Raw genomic sequence first — 24089 nt, forward strand, 5'->3', positions numbered from 1 at the left:
GCGATGATGCGATGAACAGCACAACGAAACCGCAAGGCGCACAGACCAACACCCGGATGCGCATACCGGGGTTCGCCCAGCTGCAGCGGCTCGGCAAGAGCCTCATGCTGCCCATCGCAGTGTTGCCCGCCGCAGGCATCCTGCTGCGACTCGGCCAGCCCGACTTGTTGGGCCGCATCGAGTCACCGGTCATCGGCCCGTTCTTCAAGGCGATGAGCGCGGCAGGTGACGCGCTCTTCAGTAACCTGCCGCTGCTCTTCGCCGTCGGCGTCGCGATCGGGTTCGCGCGCAAGGCCGACGGTTCGACCGCACTGGCCGCCGTCGTGGGCTATCTCGTGATGGATGCGGTGTTCGAGACCATGTCGCCGATCGTGCTGGCGGGCGAGGTGGACAAGGCAGGCGAGCAGGCGTTGATCAACTACAGCGTGTTCGCGGGCATCGTCGTCGGCCTGCTGACCGCATGGCTGTTCGACCGCTACCACACCATCCAGCTGCCGTCGTATCTCGGATTCTTCGGCGGCAGAAGGTTCGTCCCGATCGTGGTGTCACTGGCGAGCTTGTTCATCGCCTTCCTGATGAGCTACTTCTACCCGATCTTCGATGCCGGTCTGACAGCGCTCGGCAAGTTCATCGGCGGCAGCGGCGCATTGGGCGCGTTCGTGTACGGCTTCGCCAACCGCATGCTGATTCCCCTGGGGCTGCACCACATTCCGAATTCGTACGTGTGGTTCATCTACGGCGACTACCAGACCGCCGACGGCGAGGTCGTCACCGGTGAGCTCACCCGGTTCGCCGCAGGCGACCCGACCGCGGGCATTCTCACCTCAGGTTTCTACCCGGTGCTGATGTTCGGGTTGCCCGCGGCCGCGCTCGCGATGATCTTGGCCGCCAACAGAAAGCAACGCAAACTCGCCGTCGGCATCCTTTCGGCCGCGGCACTCACCGCGTTCCTCACGGGCGTCACCGAACCGCTGGAGTTCGCGTTCATGTTCGTGGCGTTCCCGCTCTACGTCATCCACGCCGTGCTCACCGGACTGTCGCTCGCGATCGCGTATCTGCTCGACATCCATCTGGGCTTCTCGTTCTCGGCCGGGCTCATCGACCTGATGCTCTACGGCGGGGCGCCCGCGGCGAAGAACATCTGGCTGCTCATCGCGATGGGCGCGGTGTTCTTCGTGGTCTATTTCGTGTTGTTCTACGTCGCGATCACGAGATGGAACATGCGCACACCGGGGCGCGAACCCGAATCGGAATTTGAGGCCGACGAAGCGGCGAACCTCGGCGAAGGCGACGAGTCGACCACGGCCGTCACCGCCGGCGGCACACTGGCCGCGCCCGCGCGCGCCGAAACCCAGGCCGAACAGATCATCGCGGCGTTCGGGGGGCGCGACAACCTGGTGAATGTCGACGCCTGCATCACGCGTCTGCGGATGGAAGTCGCCGACAAGAGCAAGGTCGATCAAGACCGGCTGAAGGCTCTCGGCGCCGCGGGCGTCGTCGAAGTCGGCAACAGCGTTCAGGCCGTCTTCGGCACGAACTCCGAGGCCATCAAGAACGCCATCATCGAGAGCCTTTAGCCCGCTCCTCAGACCGACAGCAACCGCTGGAAGAAATCGCGATACCGCTTGAGCGCCAGGCGAAGATCCTCCGTCGAGGCGTCCTCACCACGCGCCCATTGCGCCTCCAGGTGCGACCGCGTGTCGGCAAAGCTCGCCGTGAGCTGCTCGACCACTTCGGCCACGAGGTTGTCCGCCTTCTGAACGCACTGCTTCGGATCGTCGACGAACCCGGCCTGGACTTCATCCCAGCGCGACCGTAGTCCGGAGCGATGTTCGTCGGCGAACAGCAAGGTGTTGTCCTCCAGGGCCTGATCACCGGCCGGCTGTGCGGGCGTGCCGGTGTCCCGGACCTGGCCGTCCGAGGCGTCGGCTTCCTGGAGTCCCGGTTGGGCGGTCGACATCGGCCGCTCGTGGGTGGTCATGCGCGCGCCTCCTTCGGCGAGTCGGCAGGCGGGACATCGTGACGCTGCTCAGCGACGGGACGACGCTGCTCGTCGGCGTGAAGACCCTGCTCTGCGCCGCCCAGCAACTGTTCGAACAGCGCTCGATAGTGGACGATCGCCTCCCGTTGGGCCTCGGTGCCGATGTCACCCTGTGCCTGCGCCATCTGCAGGATGTGTGCGGCCCGGTAGTGCTCGACGACCTTGGGATGATCGACCGAGATGTCGGCCGCTTGTTGTTCGAAATCGTTTACCGGGTAACCGCGCTCGTTCATCACCTCGGTCACGAGGCGATCGGCTTCGTCCACCGCACGTGACGGGTTGTCGACGAAGCCGGCTTGGGTGGTGGCCCAGGCCTCGGCGTACCTCGCTCGTGACTCCGGGGTCAAGCCGACGATGTCCAGCTTCTTCCGTTTGCGTTGACGCGCAAGAAGCTCCTTCTCCGCGGCGCGTTCGTCACCGGTCGCGTCGACTGCGCGCTCGTACTCCGGACCGAACTGGTCGCGCAACCGCTCCGACCGTTTGTGACGGCTCATCGACACGGCGACGATCAACGCCAGGATGACGATGACCGCGACAACCACTGCTATTGCAATCCAACTCCACGTAGGCATTTCCAGACCTCCTGCACGGCGGAATACCCGCTACTTGTCTGCAGAAACGTCAATTTTCGGGCGGTCACGCGCCCTGTCAGAGTCGCTCGAAACAGGGTTCGGAGTCGTCGTTGGGGATCTGCGCGTCCTGGCTGGAGAACTTGCCGACGACGCCGGATTCGGTGACCGCGACGCTGTCGGCATGGATCCCGAGGGGGTAGTTGTCGTTGAGCTTTGTGGTCAGTTCGTTCAGCGCCGTCTGCACGGTCTCTTTCGAGAACGGACCGGTGACGTCGAGCACCTGGAGGTTGAGGTCGCCGTCGGCGACGACAGGCTGCGCGGTGATTCGCGTATCGCCTGCGGCCTCCAGGGTTATGGTGCCGGCGGCGGGGTCCGTGCTCACTCCCGTCACCAGGCTGCCCACGCCGGGCAGGTTGGCGGCGACAGTGTCTTTGATGCCTGCCGCCGTCCAGGCCAGCGTTGCGTTGAGCGATCCGATGGTGCCCTTGGAGTCCGCCGTACCCTGCAGCCGGATGTCTTCCAGCGTCACGTCGGCGGTCATGCCCTCGGCTGCTTGCACCCTCGCGCCTCCGGTGTCCACCGAGATGTTGGTGTAGTGACCGGTGATGTGCTGCCAGAGGAAAGGCGGGTTCACGCCGAACGACACCGACGCCGAATCCTGCACCACGCACTCGGCCACCCCGACGAGGAGATTGCCTGCCCGGTGCCGCGCGTACAGTTCGGCGGCGGCCAGACCGCCGACCACCGCGGCCAACGCGATGACGACGACGAGAATGATGGTTTGCCGATTGCGGCGCTGACCACCACGAGGAGGTGAGGCGGCGGGTCGCGTCAACTTCTCGGTCGCCGCTTCGGGCGGGCGGGGCCGAGCGATCTTCTCTGTCGCCGCGTCGGGCGGCCGGTAACGCGCCCGGAGTTGCTCGGTATGCGGTTCCGGCCGGCCGGCACGAGGCAACCGCCGGGTGGCCGGGTCAGACGGCGGACGCCCCTGCCCGCGCCAGCCAGGCTGCCCTGGGCGTTGCGGCGGTGTCGGCACCTCCGCAATTGTGCCCCATCTGCGCGAGCCTGCGCTCAGATCGCGTTTTCGCCGACAGTTGCGATCTCTGTGCAGTCTCGGCGGGCAGCGTTGGTTGCCGTCGCGGCCGCCGCGATGGACAACCCCGCGATCACCAGGCACGCCACGGTGTACCAGAGGCTGCCGATCGGATCGCCGTCGGCGGTGACACCGTCGACGGCGCCGAAGTACGCCGGAAGGGCGGTGGCCCACAGGACAGCCATGACACCCAGGTAAACCACGGCATAGCGCAGGATCAGCGGGTTCGAATACGGCTCGGTCGGTTGGTGACGCACCACCGACCACTGCCTGATGAGGACCGGTATCGCCACCACGCTGAGCACCACGAGCTCGGCGGCGTAGATGAACCCGCCGACGCCGGTGCTGCCGGATATCGCCGCGCCGATCGTCGCGGGCATGGGAAGCACCGCGGTGCCGATCGATGCCAGCACGCCGACGACGATCGTCCGCCACAGCAGCTGCGGTCCGGTGAAAGTCTTGCCCTCGTCCACGTAGCGGCCGACAAAGATCTGCACGCAGAACGCCAGCGACATCGGCCACAGCGCGGCGAACACCACGACGCTGGGCAGCGGAACCGAATCGAAGAACGGCTGATTCATCGGGTGGTCCAAAGTCCACTCCCACCAACGCAATTGCGGTCCCAGATGGTCGAAGATCTCATAGAACGCGTGGTGAACGAATCCAACACAGACCGCGCCCACCAACGCACTGTATCGCCGGAAAACCCCCAGGGTACGGACGATCTCGAACGCCACGGTCGCCATCATCGGATAGATCGCGACGATGTAGAGCGGCAGCCGGCCCCAGAGGAAATCGACGGTGAACACGTTGTGAGCGAACATCGTATCGACATACTCGCTGATGCCGAACGCACCCGGGAAGTACAGGGGCGGTTCGATGATCAACAAGTATGCGATCGCGCCGAACCACAGGACGAGGTTGGTCGGGTCGTTGTGGCGGCGCAGCCTGGTGATCGCGTAGACCAGGGCGAGCACCGCCCCGACGATCACGGTGAGTTCCAGGACGGGCAGCGTCCAGTTCTCCAGACCGAAGGGGTTGCGGAACTCGACGAGGCCGCCCGCACTGTCACAGGAAAAGCCAAGTCGCGCTGCCAGATCGGCGAACGTCGGAGTGCACAGGTCAGACATTGGCGGTGTCCTTCTTCCCCGCGGTGTACCACTGGGTGACCTCGTAACCGGCTTCGTAGCGGGCGAACCACTCGTCGGCCAACGCCGGCAGTTTCTCGTGGGCGGGGTTGTGGCCCGGGATCTGACTGCGCACCACGCCGCTCAGCGCGGTGAGCATCTCACGGACCGGCAGGTGGCCGAAGGCATTGGCGAACGGCCCGTCGTTCGGCACATCGAAGAACGGAAGCCGTTGCATCAGTGCCTTTTTCCTCGCCTGCATCCCGAACATCGACAGCGCGTCGATTTTGCGCTCCTCGAGCGGGACATGCTGGTTGAAGCCTTCGCAGGCGATCCGTAGCGCGCCCCACACGTGCTTGAAGATCGACGGCGCCACCCGCATGCGGTACCACGGATCGTCGACCACCGCGTCGTAGATGATCAATGCCGAGCTGCGATGCTCGACCTCCTCGACGAAATGCCACAGGAACAGCGACGCAACGCGGTCGTCCCCCGGCGCGAACAGCGTGTCGTCGTGATCGAGCATCAGCTTGAACACCGGCGTGAACGTCGCCTCGAGATCGGCCGTGTAGGCGAGCCGGTATTTCAGCGGCGTGTTGGCCGTCAGGTCGTCGAACGCGCGCATCACCTCGTCGAGTGTCCCTTTCAGCGCGGGATAGCTCTTGATGAGGCCCTTCGCGTGCTGGCGGTGGGCCATCGAATGCTGGCCCTCCTGCCGGACGAAAGCCTGTGCTTCCTCGGCGATCTCGGGGTCGGTGATGTGCGGCATGGCCTCGGTGATCATGTGGCCGATCATCTTCTCGAAGGCGATGGCCAGGAAGGACACCGCGTTGGCCATGCTCGAGAACGCCGGGTTGGTTTCGTTCCACAGGAACGGGACGTGGTGGTCGGCGAACGCGAACCGCATCTTCCGCACTATCAGGTCAGTCATCGAGCACCTTCGTTCGATCGAAGTAATCATACAAAACTCGCAGTGGTTGTATGATTACTTCACGAGACGCCGATCGTCAACGGCCGGGGCGATATCCTGCAGGAATGTCGTTGGCAGGAGATCTGGTCGGTGGCGCGTAGGCGCGGGTGGGACGGACGCCCACCGAGCAGCGACGAAGAGGCCACCGCGCGCATCGTCGATGCCGCGGTCAAGCTGATCTCCGAGACGGGATCCGACGTCAGCATCGCCGACGTCGCCGCGTCACTCGGCGTGATCCGGCAGACGGTGTACCGCTACTTTCCCACGGCCGATTCGCTCATGCATGCGGCAGCCCTGGCCTCGGTCGACGGATTCTTCGATCGACTCGCCGAGGCTGTCCGCGGTATCACCGATCCGGCGGAGGCGATGACCGAAGGGGTCGTCTTCACACTCGAGGAAGTCACCCGAACACCTCACCTCGGAATCCTGCTCTCCGAGCCCTACCTGCATTCACATTCCGGCAATCTGGCTTCCGATGAGGCCCAGACCTTCGGCATGCGGATGCTGACGCGATTCGACGTCGACTGGGACAAGTACGGCTACGACGAGCCGGCGCAACGCGAACTCGTCGAGTTCACGCTGCGCGTGATGATGTCGTTCTTCGTCGCACCGAACGAGTCGACGCGGTCCCGAGATGAGTTGCGGCGCTTCATCAGACGCTGGCTGGGTGGCGCCATCCTGGCTCAACCGGTCGATGGCGGGCGGTGACGTCAGCGAAGGCAGCCGCGGGCGGGACGTATTCGCGAGTTCGCCCTCGCAGCCGCTAAGCGTCGTGTTGCTCAAATCCAAAGCGTGACAGCCGTTCACCGCCGGTCCAGCAGCGAACGGGCGGTGTCAAGGATGGTGTCTTCGACCGGTCGTGGTGACCAGCCCAGCAGCGCTTTGGCTTTGGCGTTGCTGATTCGAGGGCGCTTACCCAACTGGGTCAGTGACTCACGGAAAGAGGGTTCAGTTCGGGCGAGCTGGCGTACCTCGTCTTCGGAGTATTCACTGACCGGAACCTTGCTGGCAGCATCTCCCAGTCCGGTTCGCAGGATGGTGGCGAGGCTTAGGAAGCTCTGCGGCGGGCCGTCAGCGACGAGGAGTATGCGTTCGCCGGCGACGTTTTCAGCAGTCATGGCGCGGATATGTGCGTCAGCGACATCGCGTACGTCGACGACACCGAAGTATTGCGGCACGACCCGTTCCAGTTGGCCGGTGAGCATTGCCTGTACGAACTGCACCGAGGTGGACAGGTGCGTGCCGATGGTGGGCCCGAAGATTCCTACTGGAATGACGGCTGTCAGCTCTAGGTTTGCCCGTTGGTCGGCGATGAAGTCCCAGGCCGCTCGCTCAGCGATGGCTTTGGAACGTATGTAGGCGATGTTGTCGTCGGCGGGGTCGGTCCAATCGTCTTCGGTCCAGTCGTCGGTGCCTTTGGGTGAATATCCGACCGCGGCGAATGACGAGGTGAGCACCACACGCGCACATTCGGCGTCACGCGCGGCGCGCAGCACGCGCAGGGTGCCTTCGCGGGCGGGGGTGATGATTTCGTCATCATTGAGCGGATTCTGCGCGGGGAACGGTGAGGCGATGTGCAGCACGTAGCGGGCGCCGCTGACCGCATCGACCCATCCGTCGTCGACACCCAGATCGGTGAAGGCGAACTCGACCGTGCTGGGATCAAGTCCTTGGGAGTCGACGTTGTGGCGCACTTCGTCGGCGCGGGCTTCGCTGCGCACCGCGGCGCGTACCCGGTAGTTGTCCCTCAGCAGTTTGTTGACAACGTGGCTGCCGACGTAGCCCGCCGCCCCAGTCACCAGCACTAACGACTTTTCTGCCATGATGTTCCTCACTCTTGCGTAAAACGCTTGTATCGCAGTCCGTTTCGTTTACGGCCGGACATATACACGTCCGCTATCACTTCTGCCGCCGTCGACGATGCGGTGATGACGTCACCGCGGTCGGAACGTCGGAGCTATCCACCGGCTGCGACTCGGCGGTGCCGACGTCGGCTGATTTCGTCGGCGTCAACGAAAACCAGCATCGGTTGGCCTGGGGTGCACATCATGGTGACCACGAAGCGCAGCGGGATGTCGTCTCGGTTGTTGGCGTCGGAGTAATGAATGACATCACCGCCCGGCTCCCAGAACGCTTCTCCGGCCTTGATGATGCGGGGCGGCTCGCCTTCGAGTTCGAACAGCATCTCGCCTTCGATGACGTAGCCGAACGCAGGCCCGCCCGGGTGGCGGTGCGGGGGTGCACCGGCGCCACCGGGAGGCCATTCGATGACCACGGCCATGACGTCGGCTTGGGTCGGAATGAACGGTGGTGTAACGGATTGCAGAACAGTCAGCGCGGTCGTCAAGTCGGGGACATGACCATGAGCGGTGTCAGACATGATGCGGGTTCCTCTTCAGATGGCGGCGCCGCCGCCGTCGGCGTGCAAGGTGGATCCGGTGATGAAGCGTGCCCGTGGCGGGGCCAAGAACAGAATCGCCTCGGCGACCTCCTCAGGTTGTGCCGTGCGTCCGAGGGGTAGTTGCCGTCCAAGTTCGTCGTTGGTGTCACCCCACTCGGTGACGACGCCTTCGGTGTCGGTGGGTCCGGGCGCCACGCTGTTGACCCGGACACCGGCGGCGCCGAACTCAGCGGCCCAGGTCTTGGTCAACGCTTCCAGCGCCGCCTTGGAGGCGCTGTAGGTCGAGGCACCAGGCACGCCTTTGTGCGCCACCATGGAGGTGACGTTGACGATGCTTCCCCGGCCACGGTGCAGCATCGCGGGCACCAGGGCCGCGGTGAGGAAATAGGCGCCGCGCACGTTGGTGGCGAAGGCCTTGTCGAAGACACCCGGATCTTCGTCCACGGTCATCGCGCCGGGGAAGTATGCGGCGTTGTTGACCAAGATGTCGACCTCGCCGGCCTGGTCGGCCAGGGAGCCCACCGATCCCAGGTCGGCCATATTCGCGGCGACGAATCGTGCTGCTGGCCCGAGCAACTCCACCGCCCGTTGACCTCGGTCCTGGTCACGCCCGCTGACGACCACGGTGGCGCCTACGCGGGTGAACAGCGCCGCGCAGGCCAACCCGATGCCGGCGGTTCCGCCGGTGATCAGAGCCGTCAAGCCCGCGAGTTCTCCGCTGCTCATCGGGCGGCGAGATAGTCGGCGAACCGGGTGGACGTGATGACGGCGTCGAGGTCATCGTCACCGGTGACCAAGCTGTGCTGGTCCACCGGCGTGCCGAAGTAGGTGGCGGCCGGGTCGACCAAGATCGCGGTTTGTTCGCCGTGCGCGGTCGTCACCGCTTCAGCCAGGTCCGCGAAGGTCATCTTGTCCGGGCCACCGATATTGATCACCGCATCGGTCGGCTCGCGTTGGGCCGCCTCCGCGACCTCGGCCGCGACATCGGCCGCCGCGATGGGCTGAATGCGCGCATCTGGCGCGTGGATCTCGTCCCCGACCACAAGGGAGCCGACGATCATCTCGGCGAACTCATGGAACTGTGTGGCCCGCACGATGGTGTAGGGCACCCCGGAATCGGTGATGGTGTGTTCCTGCACCACTTTGGCGCGCATGTATCCACTGTCGGGCAGTCGATCGGCACCGACGATCGACAACGCCACGTAATGGCCCACACCTGCGGCCTTGGCCGCCGTGGTGAGATTCGCCGACGACGCGGTGAAGAAGGCCATCGCCGCTTCGTCGTCGAACGACGGAGAGTTCGTGACGTCGACGAGGACCTGCGCACCGGCCAGCGCTTCCTGCAGTCCCTCGCCGGTCAGCACGTCAATGCCTGTTCGCCGCGACGCGCTAACAACCTGATGCCCAACTGCACTGAGCAGATCTACCACCTTCGACCCGATCTGGCCGGTGGCTCCGACAACGGTGACTCTCATTTCTGGAACGCCTTTTGCAGAGTGTGGATGGCCAGTTCGATCGCCGCACTCGTCGCCGCGGTCTCGCGGACAGGGTTGAGCATCATGAAGTCGTGGATGATGCCGTTGAACCGGACGCTGGTGGTGCGCACACCGGCCGCGGTGAGCTTGCGGGCGTAGGCCTCGCCCTCGTCGCGCAGGACGTCGTTCTCGTCGACGATCACCAGTGCCGGCGGCAGACCCTGCAAGTCCTCGACGGTGGCGCGCAGCGGTGAGGCGGTGATCTCCGCGCGCATCGCGACCTCGGGCAGATAACAGTCCCAGAACCACGCCATTGCCTTGGCGGTCAGAAACGGCCCGTCGGCGAACTCACGGTAGCTGTCGGTGTCCTGGCCGGCGTCGGTCACTGGGTAGTACAGGGACTGATGGATGAACGTGACGTCGCCGCGCTGCTTGGCCATGATCGCCACTGCCGCAGCCATATCGCCGCCTACCGAATCACCGGCCACCGCGATCCGCGCGGTGTCCAACCCCTCCGCGGCGCCGCGCTCAGTGATCCACTGCGCGGTGGCGTAGGCCTGTTCGATCGCCACCGGGTACTGCGCCTCCGGCGAGCGGTCATACTCGACGAACACCACCGCCGCCTCCGCACCCACGGCCAGCTCACGCACCAGCCGGTCATGGGTGGCGGCGTTGCCCAGCACCCAGCCGCCGCCATGGATGTAAAGCACCACCGGCAGCGGGCCCTGCGCCGCCAGTGGCGTCACGATCCGCACCCCCACATCACCGTGATCACATGCCACCGTGACCCAGCGTTCCTCGACGTCGAGCTTGTCGATCGGCGCGGCCTGCACCTCGTCGAGTACCTCACGAGCACCTTCAGGACCCAGTTCGTAGAGGAACGGAGGGTTCGCGGTCGCATCGGCGAACTCCTTGGCCGCCGGTTCGAGCACGTGATCAGTCATTCCGTCAGCCTGCCAACGCAATGCGGTGTCAGGGACCACGGAAACCCCGTAGTTCTGCTACCCGGGCAGCGTGCCGCACCTCACGTCGACAACCACCCGCAACGCCGTGCGAGCCCCATTCACGTATGCCACCATCGACACCAGTCAGAGATGTGGCCGGGGGTCGGCCGCAAACACCCAGGGTGAGCCTCACCCCACGGCGACGAAGGACAGCGAAGACGGCATGGCCCCCGAATCAGCTCCAGCTCTGCGCGGGCGAGAAGCAGAAGAAGGATGCCTGCGCGAACTGCTCACCCAGATCCGGTCAGGGAGCAGCCGAGCTGTCGTCTTGTGCGGTGAAGCCGGCATCGGCAAGACGGCGCTGATGACCTGGTTGCGCGAAACAGCTGATGGCTTCCACGTCCTCAGCGCCCGCGGCATCGAATCCGACGTCGAACTGGCCTATGCCGGCCTGCACGAGCTGTGCGGGCCAGTCCTCGACCACCGTGCCGCGTTGCCGCCGCCGCAGCGTCGCGCCGTGGAATGCGCATTCGGCTTACGAGATGGCGCCGCGCCGCAGCGCTTCCTCGTCGGCCTGGCCGTGTTGGGCATGCTCGCCGCTGCCGGCCGTCAGCGCCCCGTGCTGTGTCTTATCGATGACGTTCACTGGCTCGACACCGTCTCACAAGACACGCTGTTCTTCATCGCCCGCCGACTGAGCGCCGAGCCGGTCGGGATGATATTCGCGTTGCGCGACGCGATTCACAACATCAACGGGATCCCCACCATGAGCGTGACCGGACTGTCTGACAGCGCCGCGAAACAACTCCTGGCCGCCACCTTTCCCGGGCGATTCGATGAAGCCGTTGCCGACCGCATCGTGGCCGAGACCCGCGGAAATCCGTTGGCGCTGCTGGAGATTCCCAAAGGCTTGACCGCCGCCGATCTGGCTGGCGGCTACCACCACCCTGATGCACATCCCACCGCCACCGCGATCGAGCGCCACTACAGCCGCGCCTTGCGCGACCTACCCCACGACACCCGTCACCTCCTCCTCCTCGCCGCGGCCGAACCGGTCGGTGACCCCGCCCTGCTCTATCGCGCCATGGCACACCTGGGGCTCAAACACAGCGCACTAGATGCAGCCGTAGCGGCCAACCGCATCAGGATCGCCGCACGCGTGGAGTTCCGGCACCCGTTACTGCGAGCAGCCGCCTACCGCGCAGCCACCCCCGAAGCACGCCGCGAGGTTCACGCCGCGTTGGCTGCGACCACCGACGCCGAACTCGACCCCGACCGGCGAGCATGGCATCGCGCCGCCGCTGCCGATGCCCCCGATGAGGACGTCGCACGCGAGCTGGAATCCGCAGCCGGCCGAGCACGCCAACGCGGCGGAACTGCCGCCACCGCCGCCTTCCTTACCCGCGCCGTCGAACTAACGCCCGACGCCGCCGCCCGTGGCAACCGAGCCCTCGACGCCGCCGAAGCGCACCGCCACATCGCATCCTTCGACACTGCGGGCCGCCTCCTCGCCGCCGCGGCCCTGGCCCCACTTACCAACCACCAACGCGCACGACTGACCCAACTCCAGACACGTTTGGCCTTCTCGACCGCACGAACCAGCCGCAGCGCCGATGCGCTCGCCGACACCGTGGCGCAGTTCGCCCAAACCGCACAGCACGCCGCAGCGCTGGATCCCACATTGGCGACCGAAACATCGCTCGAAGCGCTCAGTGCGGCAATGTACGTCGGCCGCCAGGACACCACCGGAGCCATCGGCACCATTGCACGGACTCTCATCTCTCGCACGCCACGTCGAACCGTCACGACACCGGCACAGCACCTCACCTTCGCGCTGGCCACCCGGCTCACAGAAGGACCCGCCGCCGCGATGTCGGCGATGCAGCGCGCAATCAGAACCGTCAGCAACCACTTACACGGCGACGACCACACCACGATGGAGTGGTTCTGGCGCGCCTACCCCATCGCGCACGAAGCCCTCGTCCACGAAACATGGGACGACCACAGCTGGGCCGAGTTGGCCGACCATGCGATACAGAACGCCACCATCAATGGCGCCCTCACCATGCTGCCTGCCGCGTTGATCTCACGCGCCGGCGCCCACATCGACGCCGGGCAATACACCGACGCCAACACCCTCATCGTCGAGGCCGAAAGCATCTACGCCGCAATCAATTACACCCCGCCGAGATACCACAGGCTCACCCTCGCCGCCTGGAGCGGCAACGAGGCATCGGCCATGCAGCTCGTCACCGCCGCCCACCGCGACGCCGCCCTACACGGAGAAGGCCGGCTCGCCGGCTTGGCCCACTACGCCACCGCAGTTCTCAACAACGGCCTCGGCCGCTATCAAATTGCACTACAAGCCGCCATCACCGCCCACCAGTACGACGACCTCGGCATCCATGGGCGCGTACTTCTCGAACTGATCGAAGCCGCCACCCGCGCCGACGACCACGCGACCGCCACCGAGGCATTGGAACACCTCACGGAACGCACCACCGCCAGCGGCACCGAATGGGCCCTCGGAGCGCTTGCCCGCTCACGCGCCCTGCTCACTACCGGCCCTGCTGCCGAAGACCTCTACCTCGAAGCGATTCACCGCCTACAACAGACACCACTAGCCACCCACCTGGCCCGCGCTCACCTTCTCTACGGCGAATGGCTGCGCCGCGAACGCCGCCCCACCCTCGCCCGCCAACCACTGCGCACGGCCCACGAACAGTTCACCCACATCGGCGCTACTGCCTTCGCCGAACGGACCCGCCGAGAACTCCTCGCCGCCGGCGAGAAACCCCGCAGCACCCGACCGGCCGCCGGCAGCGACCTCAGCCCACAAGAACGTCAAATCGCCCAACTCGCCAGCACCGGCCTCACCAACCAAGAAATCGCAGCGCAGATGTTCATCAGCGCCCACACCGTCGACTGGCACCTACGTAAAGTGTTCGCCAAACTGCAGATCCGCTCGCGCCGAGAACTGCGCAACTCACCTATCAATTGACACGCGTCTGATCGACGACGCGCAAACGAAACGGTCCAGCTCGACCGCTGACTCCTAGAACTACGGGTTTTCCGTGGTCCTTCACCGCCCCAAGCCGTGCCATCGTCAACCATGCCCATCATCGAGTCTGGCCCAAAGCGATGACAGTACGAAGAACGTTTTCGGAGGCGGCTTCTCACCTCTGACCCACGCGATCGCGGCGAGCGTGTCGCCGTGAATCTATCCCACCGATACCGAAGCGCTGCCGACGGAAGCTGGCCGCTTCCAGAAACGCAGAATGACCGAGGAGAAAATATGACGACCCCTACCACCCGCGTCGTGGTCATCGGCGGCGGCTACGCCGGCGTGCTGGCCGCGAACCGCCTGAGCCAGCGCTCCGACATCGACATCACCGTCGTGAACCCGCGACCAACCTTTGTCGAGCGAATTCGCCTACATCAGTTGGTGGCCGGAAACGACGACGCCGTAGCGGACTACACGACGATCCTCACCGACCGCGCAAAGCTGGTGGTCGACAGCGCCGAACGCATCGACAGCACCGCCCACAAAGTGCGATTGGCCTCGGGCGCCACGCTGGTCTACGACTACCTGATCTACGCCGTCGGCAGTACCGCCCCAACACCAGCAGAGGTGCCAGGAGCCAGCGAATTCGCCTACCCACTCGGAGAACTCGAGGCAGCACAGCGCCTGACGGCTCGAATGGCCGGCATCCCGCCGCACGCTCCGGTCGTTGTCGTCGGTGGCGGCCTGACCGGTATCGAAGCCGCCGCCGAATTCGCTGAGGCGGGCCGCAACATCACCCTTGTGACCGGCGCGCTGGGGCCAACGTTGGCCAAAGGTGGCCGCCGCTCGGTGGCCAGGCGACTCAAGAAAATGGGTGTCACCATCCGCGACAACGCCACCGTCGCCCGGATCGATGCTGACCGAATCCATTTGCGAGATGGGCATGAAGTACCGAGCGCGGTCACGGTGTGGACAGCTGGATTCGGTGTACCAAAACTGGCCGCAGACAGTGGTCTTCGCACCGACCGACTCGGCCGGCTACTCACCGATGAAACCCTCACCAGCCTCGACGATCCCACAATCATCGCCGCGGGCGACGCCGCGTCCCCGTCGGGACAGCCGTTGCGGATGAGCTGTCAACTCGCCATGCCGCTAGCCTCACACGCCGCCGATACCGTGCTGGCCCGCATCGCCGGCACAAAGACCAGAACCCTGAGCCCCGCCTCAGTAGGTCAGTGCATCAGCCTTGGCCGCCACGCCGGCACGATCCAGATGTCGCGTCTCAACGACGAGGCCTTGCCTATGCACATCGGCGGTCACCTCGCGGCGAGCATTAAAGAGTCAGTGTGCAAGGGCACATTGTCGTTCCTTGCCAAAGAAGCCCGCAAGCCGGGCAGCTACTTTTGGCCGCGAGGCGGCAAACGGCAGAAGACCCTGACGAAACACAATGCATGGCAAGGCAATCGATAATCAGCTGTGGCGCGTCGCCGGATGACGACGCGTGGTCGCGGACGGACCGGTCGGCCTCACGGCGAGTGAATCTGGCTGCTTAATGACCGGCACGTTCGACGGTGACAGGTGTCACCGACGTGTGAAAGGACTCGCATGGAACTCGGTGACGTAATTCAGCGCCGCCACTCATCACGAATGTTTCTGTTGGACAAGCCCGTTCCGCTTGAGCTGTTACGCGAAGCGTTGACACTGGCCATGCGGGCGCCATCGAACTCCAACGTCCAACCATGGCGGTTGTTCCTGGCGTCAGGCACTCGACGTGACCGGCTCGCCGCGGCACTGGCGAAGCGGGTGCGGACCACCCCGCCTCCCACGCTAGGTCTTCCCGAATCGCACAGCCACCTCCGCCGCCAACTAGGCGCACTGTTGTACGGCACCATGGGGGTAGCCCACGATGACGACGAAGGACGATGGAACGCTCAGCTGCGCAACTGGGACTTCTTCAATGCCCCAGTCGCCGGAATCGTGGCCATGCACCAGGATCTCGGCTTACCTGACGCCGTGGGAGTAGGCATGTTTCTGCAAACGCTTCTGCTGGCGTTGACTGAGCGTGGCCTCGATACCTGCGTGCAGGTCTCCACCGCGCTGTACCCCGACGTGGCGCGAGAGCAGCTGAGCATCCCAGCCGAATACGCCGTGCTGTGCGGCCTCTGTATCGGATACGCCGATCCCGCCTTTCCTGCCAACTACATTCAGACTCCACGAAACCCGCTGACCGAGAACGTCACACTCGCCGAAAACTAGATGGCCCCCGCGCTATCCCTCGACACCGGCCGACCCGATAATTGCCCTGCGAGCACCGCCCGCGCAGCCGACCTACGAAGAGACCCCCGCGATTCAGCTTCCAGCCTGCGCACATTCGGCACGATGTATCCGTGGACCAACAGCAGTGGCGCCCCACCCAGCCAGCCCTTCTCGGACATATGCGAGCGAAACGCCTCCGCGACGACTGCATGATGGATCGTGAAGCGGTCCGCCGGTGGGTCGACGGCGCGGATCGTATCTGACTGTGTTTCAGCGGGCTCCGCGCACCAGCCGGCCCGGTCGCGCGCCGGTGTCGACGCCATCGCGGCGCGTGACAACTCCGTTGACGATCGTGGCGGTGTAGCCGGACGCGCCCTGGACGAGGCGGTGGCCCCCGGCAGGAAGGTCATAGGCCATCCGCGGGGCGTGCAATGTCAGCGCGTCCAAGTCGATGACGTTGACGTCGGCCTTCTTCCCGACGGCGATCACGCCGCGGTCGGACAAGCCGAAAAGCTGTGCGGTGTCATGGGATTGCTTGCGAATGACGTATTCCAGCGGCAACTTCTCGCCGCGATGCCGGTCCCGCGCCCAATGTGTCAGCAGGAACGTGGGATAGGACGCGTCGCAGATCATGCTGCAGTGCGCGCCGCCGTCGGAGAGCCCAAGTACGGCCGCCGGGTGGGTCATCATCTCGCGGATCGCGTCATGATTGCCGTCGGCGTAGTTGAACATCGGCAGCATCAACATCGACCCGGCATCGGCTTCCAGCATCAGGTCGTACATCGTCGTCAAGACATCCTCGCCGCGTTCGCGTGCGATCGCCGCGACGGTGCGCTCGGCGGTGGGTTCGTAGTCGGGCGGCTCACCGAGCGCGTACAACCGCTCCGCCGAGTACTGCGCCAGCGCGAACATCCCGTCGAACAACACATTCGGGTCGATGGGAAGGTCGTCTTCGGACAGGATCGCCGAGCGCACCGCGGGTTCGGCGAGGCGGGCGGCCAGCTCCTCGCGAGTGCATTCGGCCTTGAGCTTGCGGTAGGTCGGGCGATGCGTGAACGCATGATGGCCGGGGAATCCGAGCAACATCCCGAACGGCCGGGCGGCCACCTGCGGGTGCAGGCGGGCACCCTTCTCGTGGGCCGCCGCCGAGATGTCCAATTGCTCGCGCCAGAGCTTCGGATCGGCGTCCACCTGGATCAGCGCGAAGCTCAACGCACAGTCGATCTCGGCGCCGAGGCGCTGCATCCACTCAAGTTCTTTCTTCGGCGCCACGATGTCCTCGCCCGCCGCGCCCTGAGGGGCGAGCTCGAACACCGCGCCGCCGCCGGCGGCCATCGCGCGGCCGAGGGCGAACAGTTCTTCTTCCGCGGCGAACGTTCCCGGCACCGGCTCGCCGTCCATCGCCCGATGGGCCAGCGTGCGCGATGACGAAAAGCCCAGTGCCCCGGCCTCGGCCGCCTCCCGGACCAATCGGCTCATCGCCGCGATGTCCTCCGGCGTCGCGGGTTCGTTGCGCGCGCCGCGCTCGCCCATCGCATAGGCCCGCACGGTTCCGTGCGCGATCTGGCTGCCGATGTCGACGGCGAGTTCACGCTTGCCGATCACGTCGAGGTATTCGGCGTAACTCTCCCAGCCCCAGGTGATGCCTTCGGTCAGCGCGGTGCCCGGGATGTCCTCGACACCCTCCATCAACTCGATGAGCCATTGCTCCTGCCCGGGGCGCACGGGTGCGAACCCCACGCCGCAGTTGCCGGCGACAACCGTGGTCACCCCGTGGTTGCTCGACGGCTCGAGCACGTCGTCCCAGCTGACCTGGCCGTCGTAGTGGGTGTGGATGTCGACGAACCCGGGCGCGACGATCTTGCCCGTGGCGTCGATCGTTTCGACGGCATCCCCCGCCAGCGTCGGGTCGCCGGGACGACGACGGCGGACCTCGACGATCTTTCCGTCCTTGAGTGCCACGTCAGCGGTGAATCTGTCGGCACCGGTGCCGTCGACGACGGTGCCGCCCGTGATCTTCAGATCGAACACGTTTCACTCCCTTGGATGCCTGCCGGCCGCTACGGTGGCAATGTAACACCGTTACAGAACGTCCGTGCCGAGTTTGAACCCATCTCGTGGAGGAGTTCCCATGGCGACGCACACCGGCGAGACCATCAGCGACACGGCTCGCCCTCGGCGCGAGGACGCGATCGGCACTCCACCCGAGCGGCCCACCCTGATACCGGCCGAGCGCTACTACTCCCCCGCGCCCGGTTTCACCCACCTCGTGTTGTCCGGCGAGGAACGGCGAATCATCAACGTGCACCGCAACCTTGAGCGATATCTCCAGCTGTTCGAGGACGCACTGGTCACCGGGATGGATACATGAGCGGAAAACCGAAGGCCGGCCCGAACACCGTCGACGCCGAGCTCATCCTCGACACCGCCGCGGCGCTCATCGAACGCGATGGCGTGGCCGGGTTTTCGATGCGCGGCCTGGCCGAACGCTTGGGCGTTGCCGTCACGTCGATCTACTGGCATGTCGGGGGACGCGACAAACTGTTCGACAGCCTGGTCGATCGTCTGCTCGGTGAGATGGCCAATCTGCCCATGGACGGCACCGGGCCGCTGGAGCGCATCGCCTCACTCGCGAGAACCCAGCGCAGGTTGCTGATCGAACGCCAGCACCTTCTCGCACTCGCCCACGAACGCGACCGCACGCCCACGTTGTTCCTGCCGGTCCAGCAACGTCTGGCGGCCCAGCTCGCCGAACTCGGGATCTCGGGAACCGATGCGGCGCTCGCGCTGCGCGCCGTCGAGGTGCACGTGATTTCCTCTGCGGTCATGCAGTTCTCGGCCGTCCGCGGTCCCGCGCACCAGGAAGAGAATCCTTCGCTGTGGACCGCGGAGTGGCCCGATCAGGAGCTCGTCGCAGCCCTGCAGTCGCCGACCGACTACGACGCGGTGTTCGAATACGGGCTCGACGCCCTGCTCGTGTCGCTGCGCGGTCGGCGAATCGTCAAGGCAGGACGGTCTTCATCAACATGACGTTGTAGGCCGACCAGAGCGACAGGTTGTAGTACAGCTCCTTGCCGGTCGACCACGGGTGCAGGAACGGTGCGTAGATCCCGCCCGGGTACTGCGAGGACGGAATGAGCAGCTGCTCAGGGCTCCACGGGCCTTGCGGGGTCGGCGCAGTCCGCATCACGACGTCGTTGGCACCGTTGCCGTAGAGCACCAGGTATTGCTTCAGATACGTGTTGTACTGGGCTGACATCTCACTGACGGGGCCCGGGATCACCGGTGTCGCAGCGCCCGGATCCCGCGGGACCCAGGAGTTCGACGGAGCGTTGAAGTACTCGTACTTCGTCAAGTCGGGCACATAACCCGGCAGCACCCGCGCGATGTAGGCCGCACCGCCGCGCCCCGACGGTGTCCCGAACGTATAGAGGTACGGATCGCCCGGTCCCGGCTTGAGAAACGCGCCCTGCTGGAAGTTCTCGTTGCCCCGCACATACCGCGCACCCGCGACGCTGCCGTCGGCCGGCGTGCGAACCGTACCGGGATAGACGCCCCAGTTCTCACCGTTGTCCGGGGAGACGGCGATCGCCGAGTAGTTCGTGGTCCACCGACCGTCGCTGTCCCAGTTCCTGATCGACATGAAGTTGAGGTACTGCGTCGTTCCGACGGCGACGCCCGCAGTCGGAATGATCCCCTTCTCGGTCGCCGCCCACTTCGTGCTGTTGATGATCTGCTTGGACAGGCCAGGACCCCACACCGGCGAGCCCGAATACTTGTTGGCGGCAGCGCCGTTGGGCACGCTGATGGTTTTCGACAACGCGCCGTCCTGGCTGCGGAACAGCACGTTGTAGCGCCATTGCTGGCCGCGGACACTGCAATACCCGTAGGTATCACCGAAGGCCATCAGTACCTGATGGGCATTGGGATCGCCGTTGTCCCACATGATCCCGAGATCGGTGCCCGTGATCGCGAAGCGTTTGATGGTGTCGTTCGGGCTCTCCGGTCCGGTGACCCAGCCGACAAGTGTCGTACCGGGCGGCGATGGCGGTGCGGGAGCCGGATTGGGCGCAGGCTGAGCGACGTTCGGCACCGGTTGAGTGTTCTGAACGGCAGACTGCGGTTGCGGAACCGGCTGTGGCGGTAGCACTTGCGCTTGCTGGCGCACCGGCGCGGAACGCGGCGACAGCGCATTGAGCAGCGCCCGCGACAGCTGTCCCAGCCTGGGCAACGGCGCTGCTTCGTTCGCACCGGCGGGCCGGTGTCCGCGCGGCAGACCACCGGGCAAGGCCGGTGTCGCGGCGGCGTTCGGGGCTGCCGGCGGTTGCACCGCCGCGGCGGCCCCGGTGCACGGTTCGGCGGCGGCCGGCGCGGCAACGCCGATCGCGACCGTCAGTCCGATGGCAGCCGCCGTCGCCACTGACTTGGAGGTGAACGGAGGACGTCGCGACATGTCACACCTTCCCAGAGGGGACGCCGCAGAGACGTCAACAGTTAGCAGGTGTGACGATAGTGATCAAAGAGGCTGCTGTGCCCAGTGATGCATTGATAGAGATGTATCCGTGATCGTGTCGCAACCGGATAAGTCACGGTCGGCGTGTCGCGTGTGCAATCGACCGTTCCGCGACCGGGTGCCGAATCCTTCGCTAGCGTGGAAGTTGGTCGAACGAAAAGGAGGTCACCATGGCCGAGAAAGGAACGTACGACCCGAAGAAGGGCGGCAAGTTCTCGCCGACCACCAAGGCACAGCCGCCGCCACCGCCACGCCCTGGACGCAAAGACAAGTAACCACCTGATCCAGGACGCTATCCGCGCGTGACCAGGCACTGTCCCGGCCGGCGCGCGGGTTGACGACGCCTATATGGGCACTGCCCGCTTGCGCGCGATTTGCATTCGCAAGCGGGCAGTTTCGGCTGTCGCTCAGGTGCACACCTGCACGAGGCGCAGCGGGCCGGTCGCACACACGGCCGGCACACCGTAACCCCAACCGGGGCCCGCGTATGCGGGCGGCGGCGGAGGCGGCGGCCCCCAAGGGCCGGGCCCGCCGGGTCCCCAACCCCAACCGGGGCGCTCTGCCCAACCCGGACCCGCCGGTGCAGGCGCGGCATTTGCGACGCCCGCGCCGACGCCGAGGGCGGCGAGGCCCATTGCCCCGGCCGCAATAGCACCGATCGCGATGGATTTCACCATGTCAAACCCTCCGTGACTTGTTCACCCAAGACTGTGGATCGCCCCGTCGGTCCAGAGTCACCGGAGTGGATTCATCCCACCTGCTGGCTGGCCACTCCACTCAATAGATTAGGTCTGCTTATTAAGTACCGGCTGTGTGCCCGCTTTGCATATTGCGATCACGTACGCAACTGCGCGAGGCGACGCTTCGACGCGGCCGACTGGATCACCTGTGGCCACCAGAACCAACGTCCGAGCAAGGCCGCGATCGCGGGGGTCATGAAGGACCGCACGATCAGTGTGTCGAACAGCAATCCGAGGGCAATCGTCGTGCCGACCTGCGCCATGACCCGTAGATCGCTGAACGCGAAGGATGCCATCGTGAAGGCGAACACGAGACCCGCCGAAGTCACGACGGATCCGGTGCCCGCCATCGCTCGGATGATTCCGGTTTTCAGCCCGCCCGGAAGTTCTTCCTTGAAACGCGACACCAGCAACAGGTTGTAGTCCGAACCGACCGCCAGCAACAGGATGACCGACATGGCGAGCACCATCCAGTGCAACTCAAGCCCCAGTAGGTGCTGCCAGACGAGCACGGACAAACCGAACGATGCGCCGAGCGACAGCAGTACGGTCCCGACGATCACGGCCGCAGCCACCGCACTCCGGGTGATGATCAACATGATGATGAAAATCAATGACACCGCGGCGATTCCGGCGATCAGCAGATCGTAGAACGAACCGTCTCGCATGTCCTTGTACGTTGCCGCCGTGCCGGCCAGGTAGATCTTCGAGCCCTCCAGTGGTGTACCTTTGATCGCCTCCTTGGCAGCCAACTTGATCGGATCCACATGGTCGACACCCTCGGGCGTCGCGGGGTCGCCTTCGTGGCTGATGATGAACCGGACCGACTTACCGTCGGGTGAGATGAAGTTCTCCATACCGCGCTTGAAGTCCTTGTTGTCGAAGGCTTCCGGCGGAAGATAGAACGTATCGTCGTTGCGCGCGTCGTCGAACGCCTTGCCCATGGCTGTCGAATTCTCTTGCATGGCAGCCATCTGATCTTGCTGACCGTTCTGGGTCGCATACATCGTCAGCATCATGGTCTTCATCGTCTTCATGGTCTCGATCTGCTGCGGCAACAGCGTGACGAGTTGCGGCATCAAAGAATCGAGGCGTTCCAAGTCTGGCAACAGCGCCTGAATGTCGTCGGTCATGGTGTCGATACCGTCGAGCGTGTCGAAGATCGACCGGATCGACCAGCATGCCGGGATGTCGGAGCAGTGCGGCTCCCAGTAGAAGTAATTTCGGATGGGCCGGAAGAAATCGTCGAAATCTGCTATGTTGTCGCGCAATTCGGCAATGTCGATCGTCATCGCTTTGGTCTTGGCCACCATCTGATGCGTTGTGTCGGCCATCTGCTGGGTCAGGTGCGACATCTGTTCCATCGTGTCGACGGTCTTCTGCATCTCGTCGGCCTGTACCAACATGTCGGCCATCCGATCCTGCTGATACTTCCGGTTCATCGTGTTGGTCGTGCCCTGCCGGCTCAACAGGAACGGGATCGACGTGTGTTCGATCGGACGACCGTTCGGCCTGGTGATCGCCTGAACCCGGGAGATGCCGGGCACCCGGACGATTGCCTTGGCGACCTTGTCGATGATGAGAAAGTCCGCGGGATTGCGCAGGTCGTGATCCGTCTCGACCATCAGCAGCTCGGGGTTCATCCGAGCGGCACTGAAATGCCTTTCGGCTGCGGCGTATCCGACGTTCGCCGGCAGATCGGCAGGCAGGTACTTGCGCGCATCGTAGTTCGTCTTGTAGCCCGGCAAGGTCAGCAGGCCGATGAGCGCCAGGCCCATTGTTGCGGCCAGAACCGGCCCAGGCCACCGCACGACCGCGATGCCGACGCGACGCCAACCGTGCGAGCGGATGCTGCGCTTGGGTTCGAACCGTCCGAACCGGCTGCCGAGCACGATGACCGCGGGGCCCATCGTCAACGCGGCGACGACAGCGACGAATGTGCCCACCGCGCACGGCACACCCATCGTCTGAAAGTACGGCAGGCGAGTGAAACTCAGGCACAGCATCGCACCCGCGATCGTCATGCCGGACCCGAGAACGACGTGGGCGGTGCCACGAAACATCGTGTAGTAAGCGGCTTCGGGACATTCCCCTGCGCCCCGCGCTTCCTGATAGCGACCGATCGCGAAGATCGCGTAGTCGGTCCCAGCCGCGATCACCATCAGCGTCAGCAGATTTACCGCGAAGGTCGACAGTCCGATGATCCCGAAGTGAGCGAGAGTGGCCACGATTCCGCGGGCAGCCCCGAGCTCGAGGAATACCATCAGCAACACCAGAATCATGGTCGCGATCGATCGGTAGACGATCAGAAGCATCACGGCGATCACCACGAGAGTGATCGCCGTGACCTTCGCAATGCTCTTGTCACCCGCATGGTGCTGATCGGAGACCAACGGCGCTCCGCCGGTGACATACACGCTGATCCCTGGCGGCGGAGGCGAATGCGAGATGATCTCCCGCACCGCCGCGACGGACTCGTTCGCGAGCGTCTCGCCCTGGTTTCCGCGGAGGTAGACCTGGACGTATGCCGACTTGGCGTCGTTGCTCTGGGCGCCGGATGCCGTGAGGGGATCACCCCAGAAATCCGCCACATGCTGCACGTGAGCGGTGTCGGCTTCCAACTTGGCGACAACCCCGTCGTAGTAGTGATGGGCGTCGTCACCGAGCGGCTGCTCGCCTTCCAGGACCACCATCGCGTTGCTGTCGGAATCGAATTCCTGAAAGTCGCTGCCAATCTTGCGCATCGCGACCATCGCGGGTGCGTCCTTGGCGCTCAGGCCGACAGTGTTCGCCTCCCCTACCTTCTCCAGCGGCGGGATGAGCACATTGGTCAGGACGGTCACGGCCAGCCAACCGAGCAGGATGGGGAGCGCGAGTGCCCGGATGATCTTGGCGATGCCCGATCTCGGCCGCGTGCCTGTGGCATCGATACCGCTCACCCACGCCCGCCCTT

At 65.0% G+C, this 24089-nt stretch carries 21 protein-coding genes; 7 read left to right on the forward strand and 14 right to left on the reverse strand.

What is annotated here, in order from left to right; translation table 11 throughout:
• Window positions 1-11 precede the first annotated feature (11 nt).
• Window positions 12-1577 (forward strand): PTS transporter subunit EIIC, encoded by a 1566-nt coding sequence (locus tag ACOI2T_RS25320; RefSeq protein WP_409505889.1) that lies wholly within the window; start codon window positions 12-14, stop codon window positions 1575-1577.
• Between the two features lie 8 nt (window positions 1578-1585).
• On the opposite strand, the gene ACOI2T_RS25325 is transcribed toward ACOI2T_RS25320, so the two are convergent.
• From ACOI2T_RS25325 to ACOI2T_RS25345, 5 genes are all read right to left on the reverse strand, one after another.
• Window positions 1586-1981, reverse strand: coding sequence for a hypothetical protein (locus ACOI2T_RS25325; RefSeq protein WP_409505890.1), 396 nt, complete (start codon window positions 1979-1981; stop codon window positions 1586-1588).
• Window positions 1978-2613: a hypothetical protein gene (locus ACOI2T_RS25330; RefSeq protein WP_409505891.1), complete on the reverse strand. Its 636-nt coding sequence runs from the start codon at window positions 2611-2613 to the stop codon at window positions 1978-1980. Before ACOI2T_RS25330 ends, ACOI2T_RS25325 begins: the two co-directional genes overlap by 4 nt.
• A 76-nt stretch (window positions 2614-2689) precedes the next feature.
• Complete coding sequence (locus ACOI2T_RS25335) at window positions 2690-3649, reverse strand: LmeA family phospholipid-binding protein (RefSeq protein WP_409505892.1); 960 nt, start codon at window positions 3647-3649, stop codon at window positions 2690-2692.
• A 35-nt stretch (window positions 3650-3684) separates the two neighbouring features.
• Entirely contained in the window at window positions 3685-4836 is a 1152-nt protein-coding gene (locus tag ACOI2T_RS25340) for a hypothetical protein (protein ID WP_409505893.1), read from the reverse strand.
• Entirely contained in the window at window positions 4829-5764 is a 936-nt protein-coding gene (locus ACOI2T_RS25345) for a metal-dependent hydrolase (RefSeq protein ID WP_409505894.1), read from the reverse strand. The genes ACOI2T_RS25340 and ACOI2T_RS25345 overlap by 8 nt, the downstream gene beginning before the upstream one ends.
• A 129-nt stretch (window positions 5765-5893) precedes the next feature.
• On the opposite strand from ACOI2T_RS25345, the gene ACOI2T_RS25350 reads away from it, so the two are divergent.
• Complete coding sequence (locus ACOI2T_RS25350) at window positions 5894-6511, forward strand: TetR/AcrR family transcriptional regulator (protein WP_067857449.1); 618 nt, start codon at window positions 5894-5896, stop codon at window positions 6509-6511.
• Between the two features lie 95 nt (window positions 6512-6606).
• Here the strand turns inward: ACOI2T_RS25350 and ACOI2T_RS25355 are convergent, their stop codons facing one another.
• The 5 genes from ACOI2T_RS25355 to ACOI2T_RS25375 all read right to left on the reverse strand — a co-directional run bounded on the left by ACOI2T_RS25355 (window position 6607) and on the right by ACOI2T_RS25375 (window position 10623).
• Complete coding sequence (locus ACOI2T_RS25355) at window positions 6607-7626, reverse strand: NAD-dependent epimerase/dehydratase family protein (protein ID WP_409505895.1); 1020 nt, start codon at window positions 7624-7626, stop codon at window positions 6607-6609.
• Window positions 7627-7760: 134 nt separating this feature from the next.
• The gene (locus tag ACOI2T_RS25360; protein ID WP_409505896.1) at window positions 7761-8183 is read right to left on the reverse strand and encodes a cupin domain-containing protein; all 423 of its coding nucleotides are present in this window, start codon (window positions 8181-8183) and stop codon (window positions 7761-7763) included.
• 15 nt (window positions 8184-8198) lie between these two features.
• Window positions 8199-8930 (reverse strand): SDR family NAD(P)-dependent oxidoreductase, encoded by a 732-nt coding sequence (locus ACOI2T_RS25365; RefSeq protein WP_409505897.1) that lies wholly within the window; start codon window positions 8928-8930, stop codon window positions 8199-8201.
• Window positions 8927-9679, reverse strand: coding sequence for an SDR family oxidoreductase (locus tag ACOI2T_RS25370; RefSeq protein WP_409505898.1), 753 nt, complete (start codon window positions 9677-9679; stop codon window positions 8927-8929). Before ACOI2T_RS25370 ends, ACOI2T_RS25365 begins: the two co-directional genes overlap by 4 nt.
• The gene (locus tag ACOI2T_RS25375; RefSeq protein ID WP_409505899.1) at window positions 9676-10623 is read right to left on the reverse strand and encodes an alpha/beta hydrolase; all 948 of its coding nucleotides are present in this window, start codon (window positions 10621-10623) and stop codon (window positions 9676-9678) included. Before ACOI2T_RS25375 ends, ACOI2T_RS25370 begins: the two co-directional genes overlap by 4 nt.
• Window positions 10624-10846: 223 nt before the next feature.
• Between ACOI2T_RS25375 and ACOI2T_RS25380 the strand changes: the two genes are divergently transcribed.
• The 3 genes from ACOI2T_RS25380 (at window position 10847) to ACOI2T_RS25390 (ending at window position 15883) form a co-directional block, all read left to right on the forward strand.
• Entirely contained in the window at window positions 10847-13624 is a 2778-nt protein-coding gene (locus ACOI2T_RS25380) for a helix-turn-helix transcriptional regulator (RefSeq protein ID WP_409505900.1), read from the forward strand.
• Between the two features lie 294 nt (window positions 13625-13918).
• Window positions 13919-15097 carry an NAD(P)/FAD-dependent oxidoreductase gene (locus ACOI2T_RS25385; protein ID WP_409505901.1) on the forward strand — a complete coding sequence of 393 codons (1179 nt, stop codon included), beginning with the start codon at window positions 13919-13921 and terminating at the stop codon, window positions 15095-15097.
• A gap of 135 nt (window positions 15098-15232) precedes the next feature.
• A complete protein-coding gene (locus tag ACOI2T_RS25390) occupies window positions 15233-15883 on the forward strand; it encodes a nitroreductase (RefSeq protein ID WP_409505902.1) in 651 nt (216 codons plus the stop codon).
• A gap of 270 nt (window positions 15884-16153) precedes the next feature.
• Here the strand turns inward: ACOI2T_RS25390 and ACOI2T_RS25395 are convergent, their stop codons facing one another.
• Window positions 16154-17914, reverse strand: a complete 1761-nt coding sequence (locus ACOI2T_RS25395; RefSeq protein WP_409505903.1) for an N-acyl-D-amino-acid deacylase family protein — start codon at window positions 17912-17914, stop codon at window positions 16154-16156.
• A gap of 100 nt (window positions 17915-18014) precedes the next feature.
• Between ACOI2T_RS25395 and ACOI2T_RS25400 the strand changes: the two genes are divergently transcribed.
• Together ACOI2T_RS25400 and ACOI2T_RS25405 are read left to right on the forward strand one after the other, a co-directional pair.
• Entirely contained in the window at window positions 18015-18254 is a 240-nt protein-coding gene (locus tag ACOI2T_RS25400) for a hypothetical protein (protein WP_409505935.1), read from the forward strand.
• Window positions 18251-18913, forward strand: coding sequence for a TetR/AcrR family transcriptional regulator (locus ACOI2T_RS25405; protein WP_421874713.1), 663 nt, complete (start codon window positions 18251-18253; stop codon window positions 18911-18913). The genes ACOI2T_RS25400 and ACOI2T_RS25405 overlap by 4 nt, the downstream gene beginning before the upstream one ends.
• Here the strand turns inward: ACOI2T_RS25405 and ACOI2T_RS25410 are convergent.
• From ACOI2T_RS25410 to ACOI2T_RS25420, 3 genes are all read right to left on the reverse strand, one after another.
• Entirely contained in the window at window positions 18885-20336 is a 1452-nt protein-coding gene (locus ACOI2T_RS25410; RefSeq protein ID WP_409505905.1) for a glycoside hydrolase family 183 protein, read from the reverse strand. The two genes, ACOI2T_RS25405 and ACOI2T_RS25410, sit on opposite strands and share 29 nt — an antisense overlap.
• A 467-nt stretch (window positions 20337-20803) precedes the next feature.
• Window positions 20804-21073, reverse strand: a complete 270-nt coding sequence (locus ACOI2T_RS25415) for a hypothetical protein (RefSeq protein WP_409505906.1) — start codon at window positions 21071-21073, stop codon at window positions 20804-20806.
• 158 nt (window positions 21074-21231) lie between these two features.
• Window positions 21232-24066, reverse strand: a complete 2835-nt coding sequence (locus ACOI2T_RS25420; RefSeq protein WP_409505932.1) for an MMPL/RND family transporter — start codon at window positions 24064-24066, stop codon at window positions 21232-21234.
• Window positions 24067-24089 lie beyond the last annotated feature (23 nt).

This window comes from Mycolicibacterium wolinskyi str. Jessa 2025 (assembly GCF_049241375.1).
Lineage (GTDB): Bacteria > Actinomycetota > Actinomycetes > Mycobacteriales > Mycobacteriaceae > Mycobacterium > Mycobacterium wolinskyi.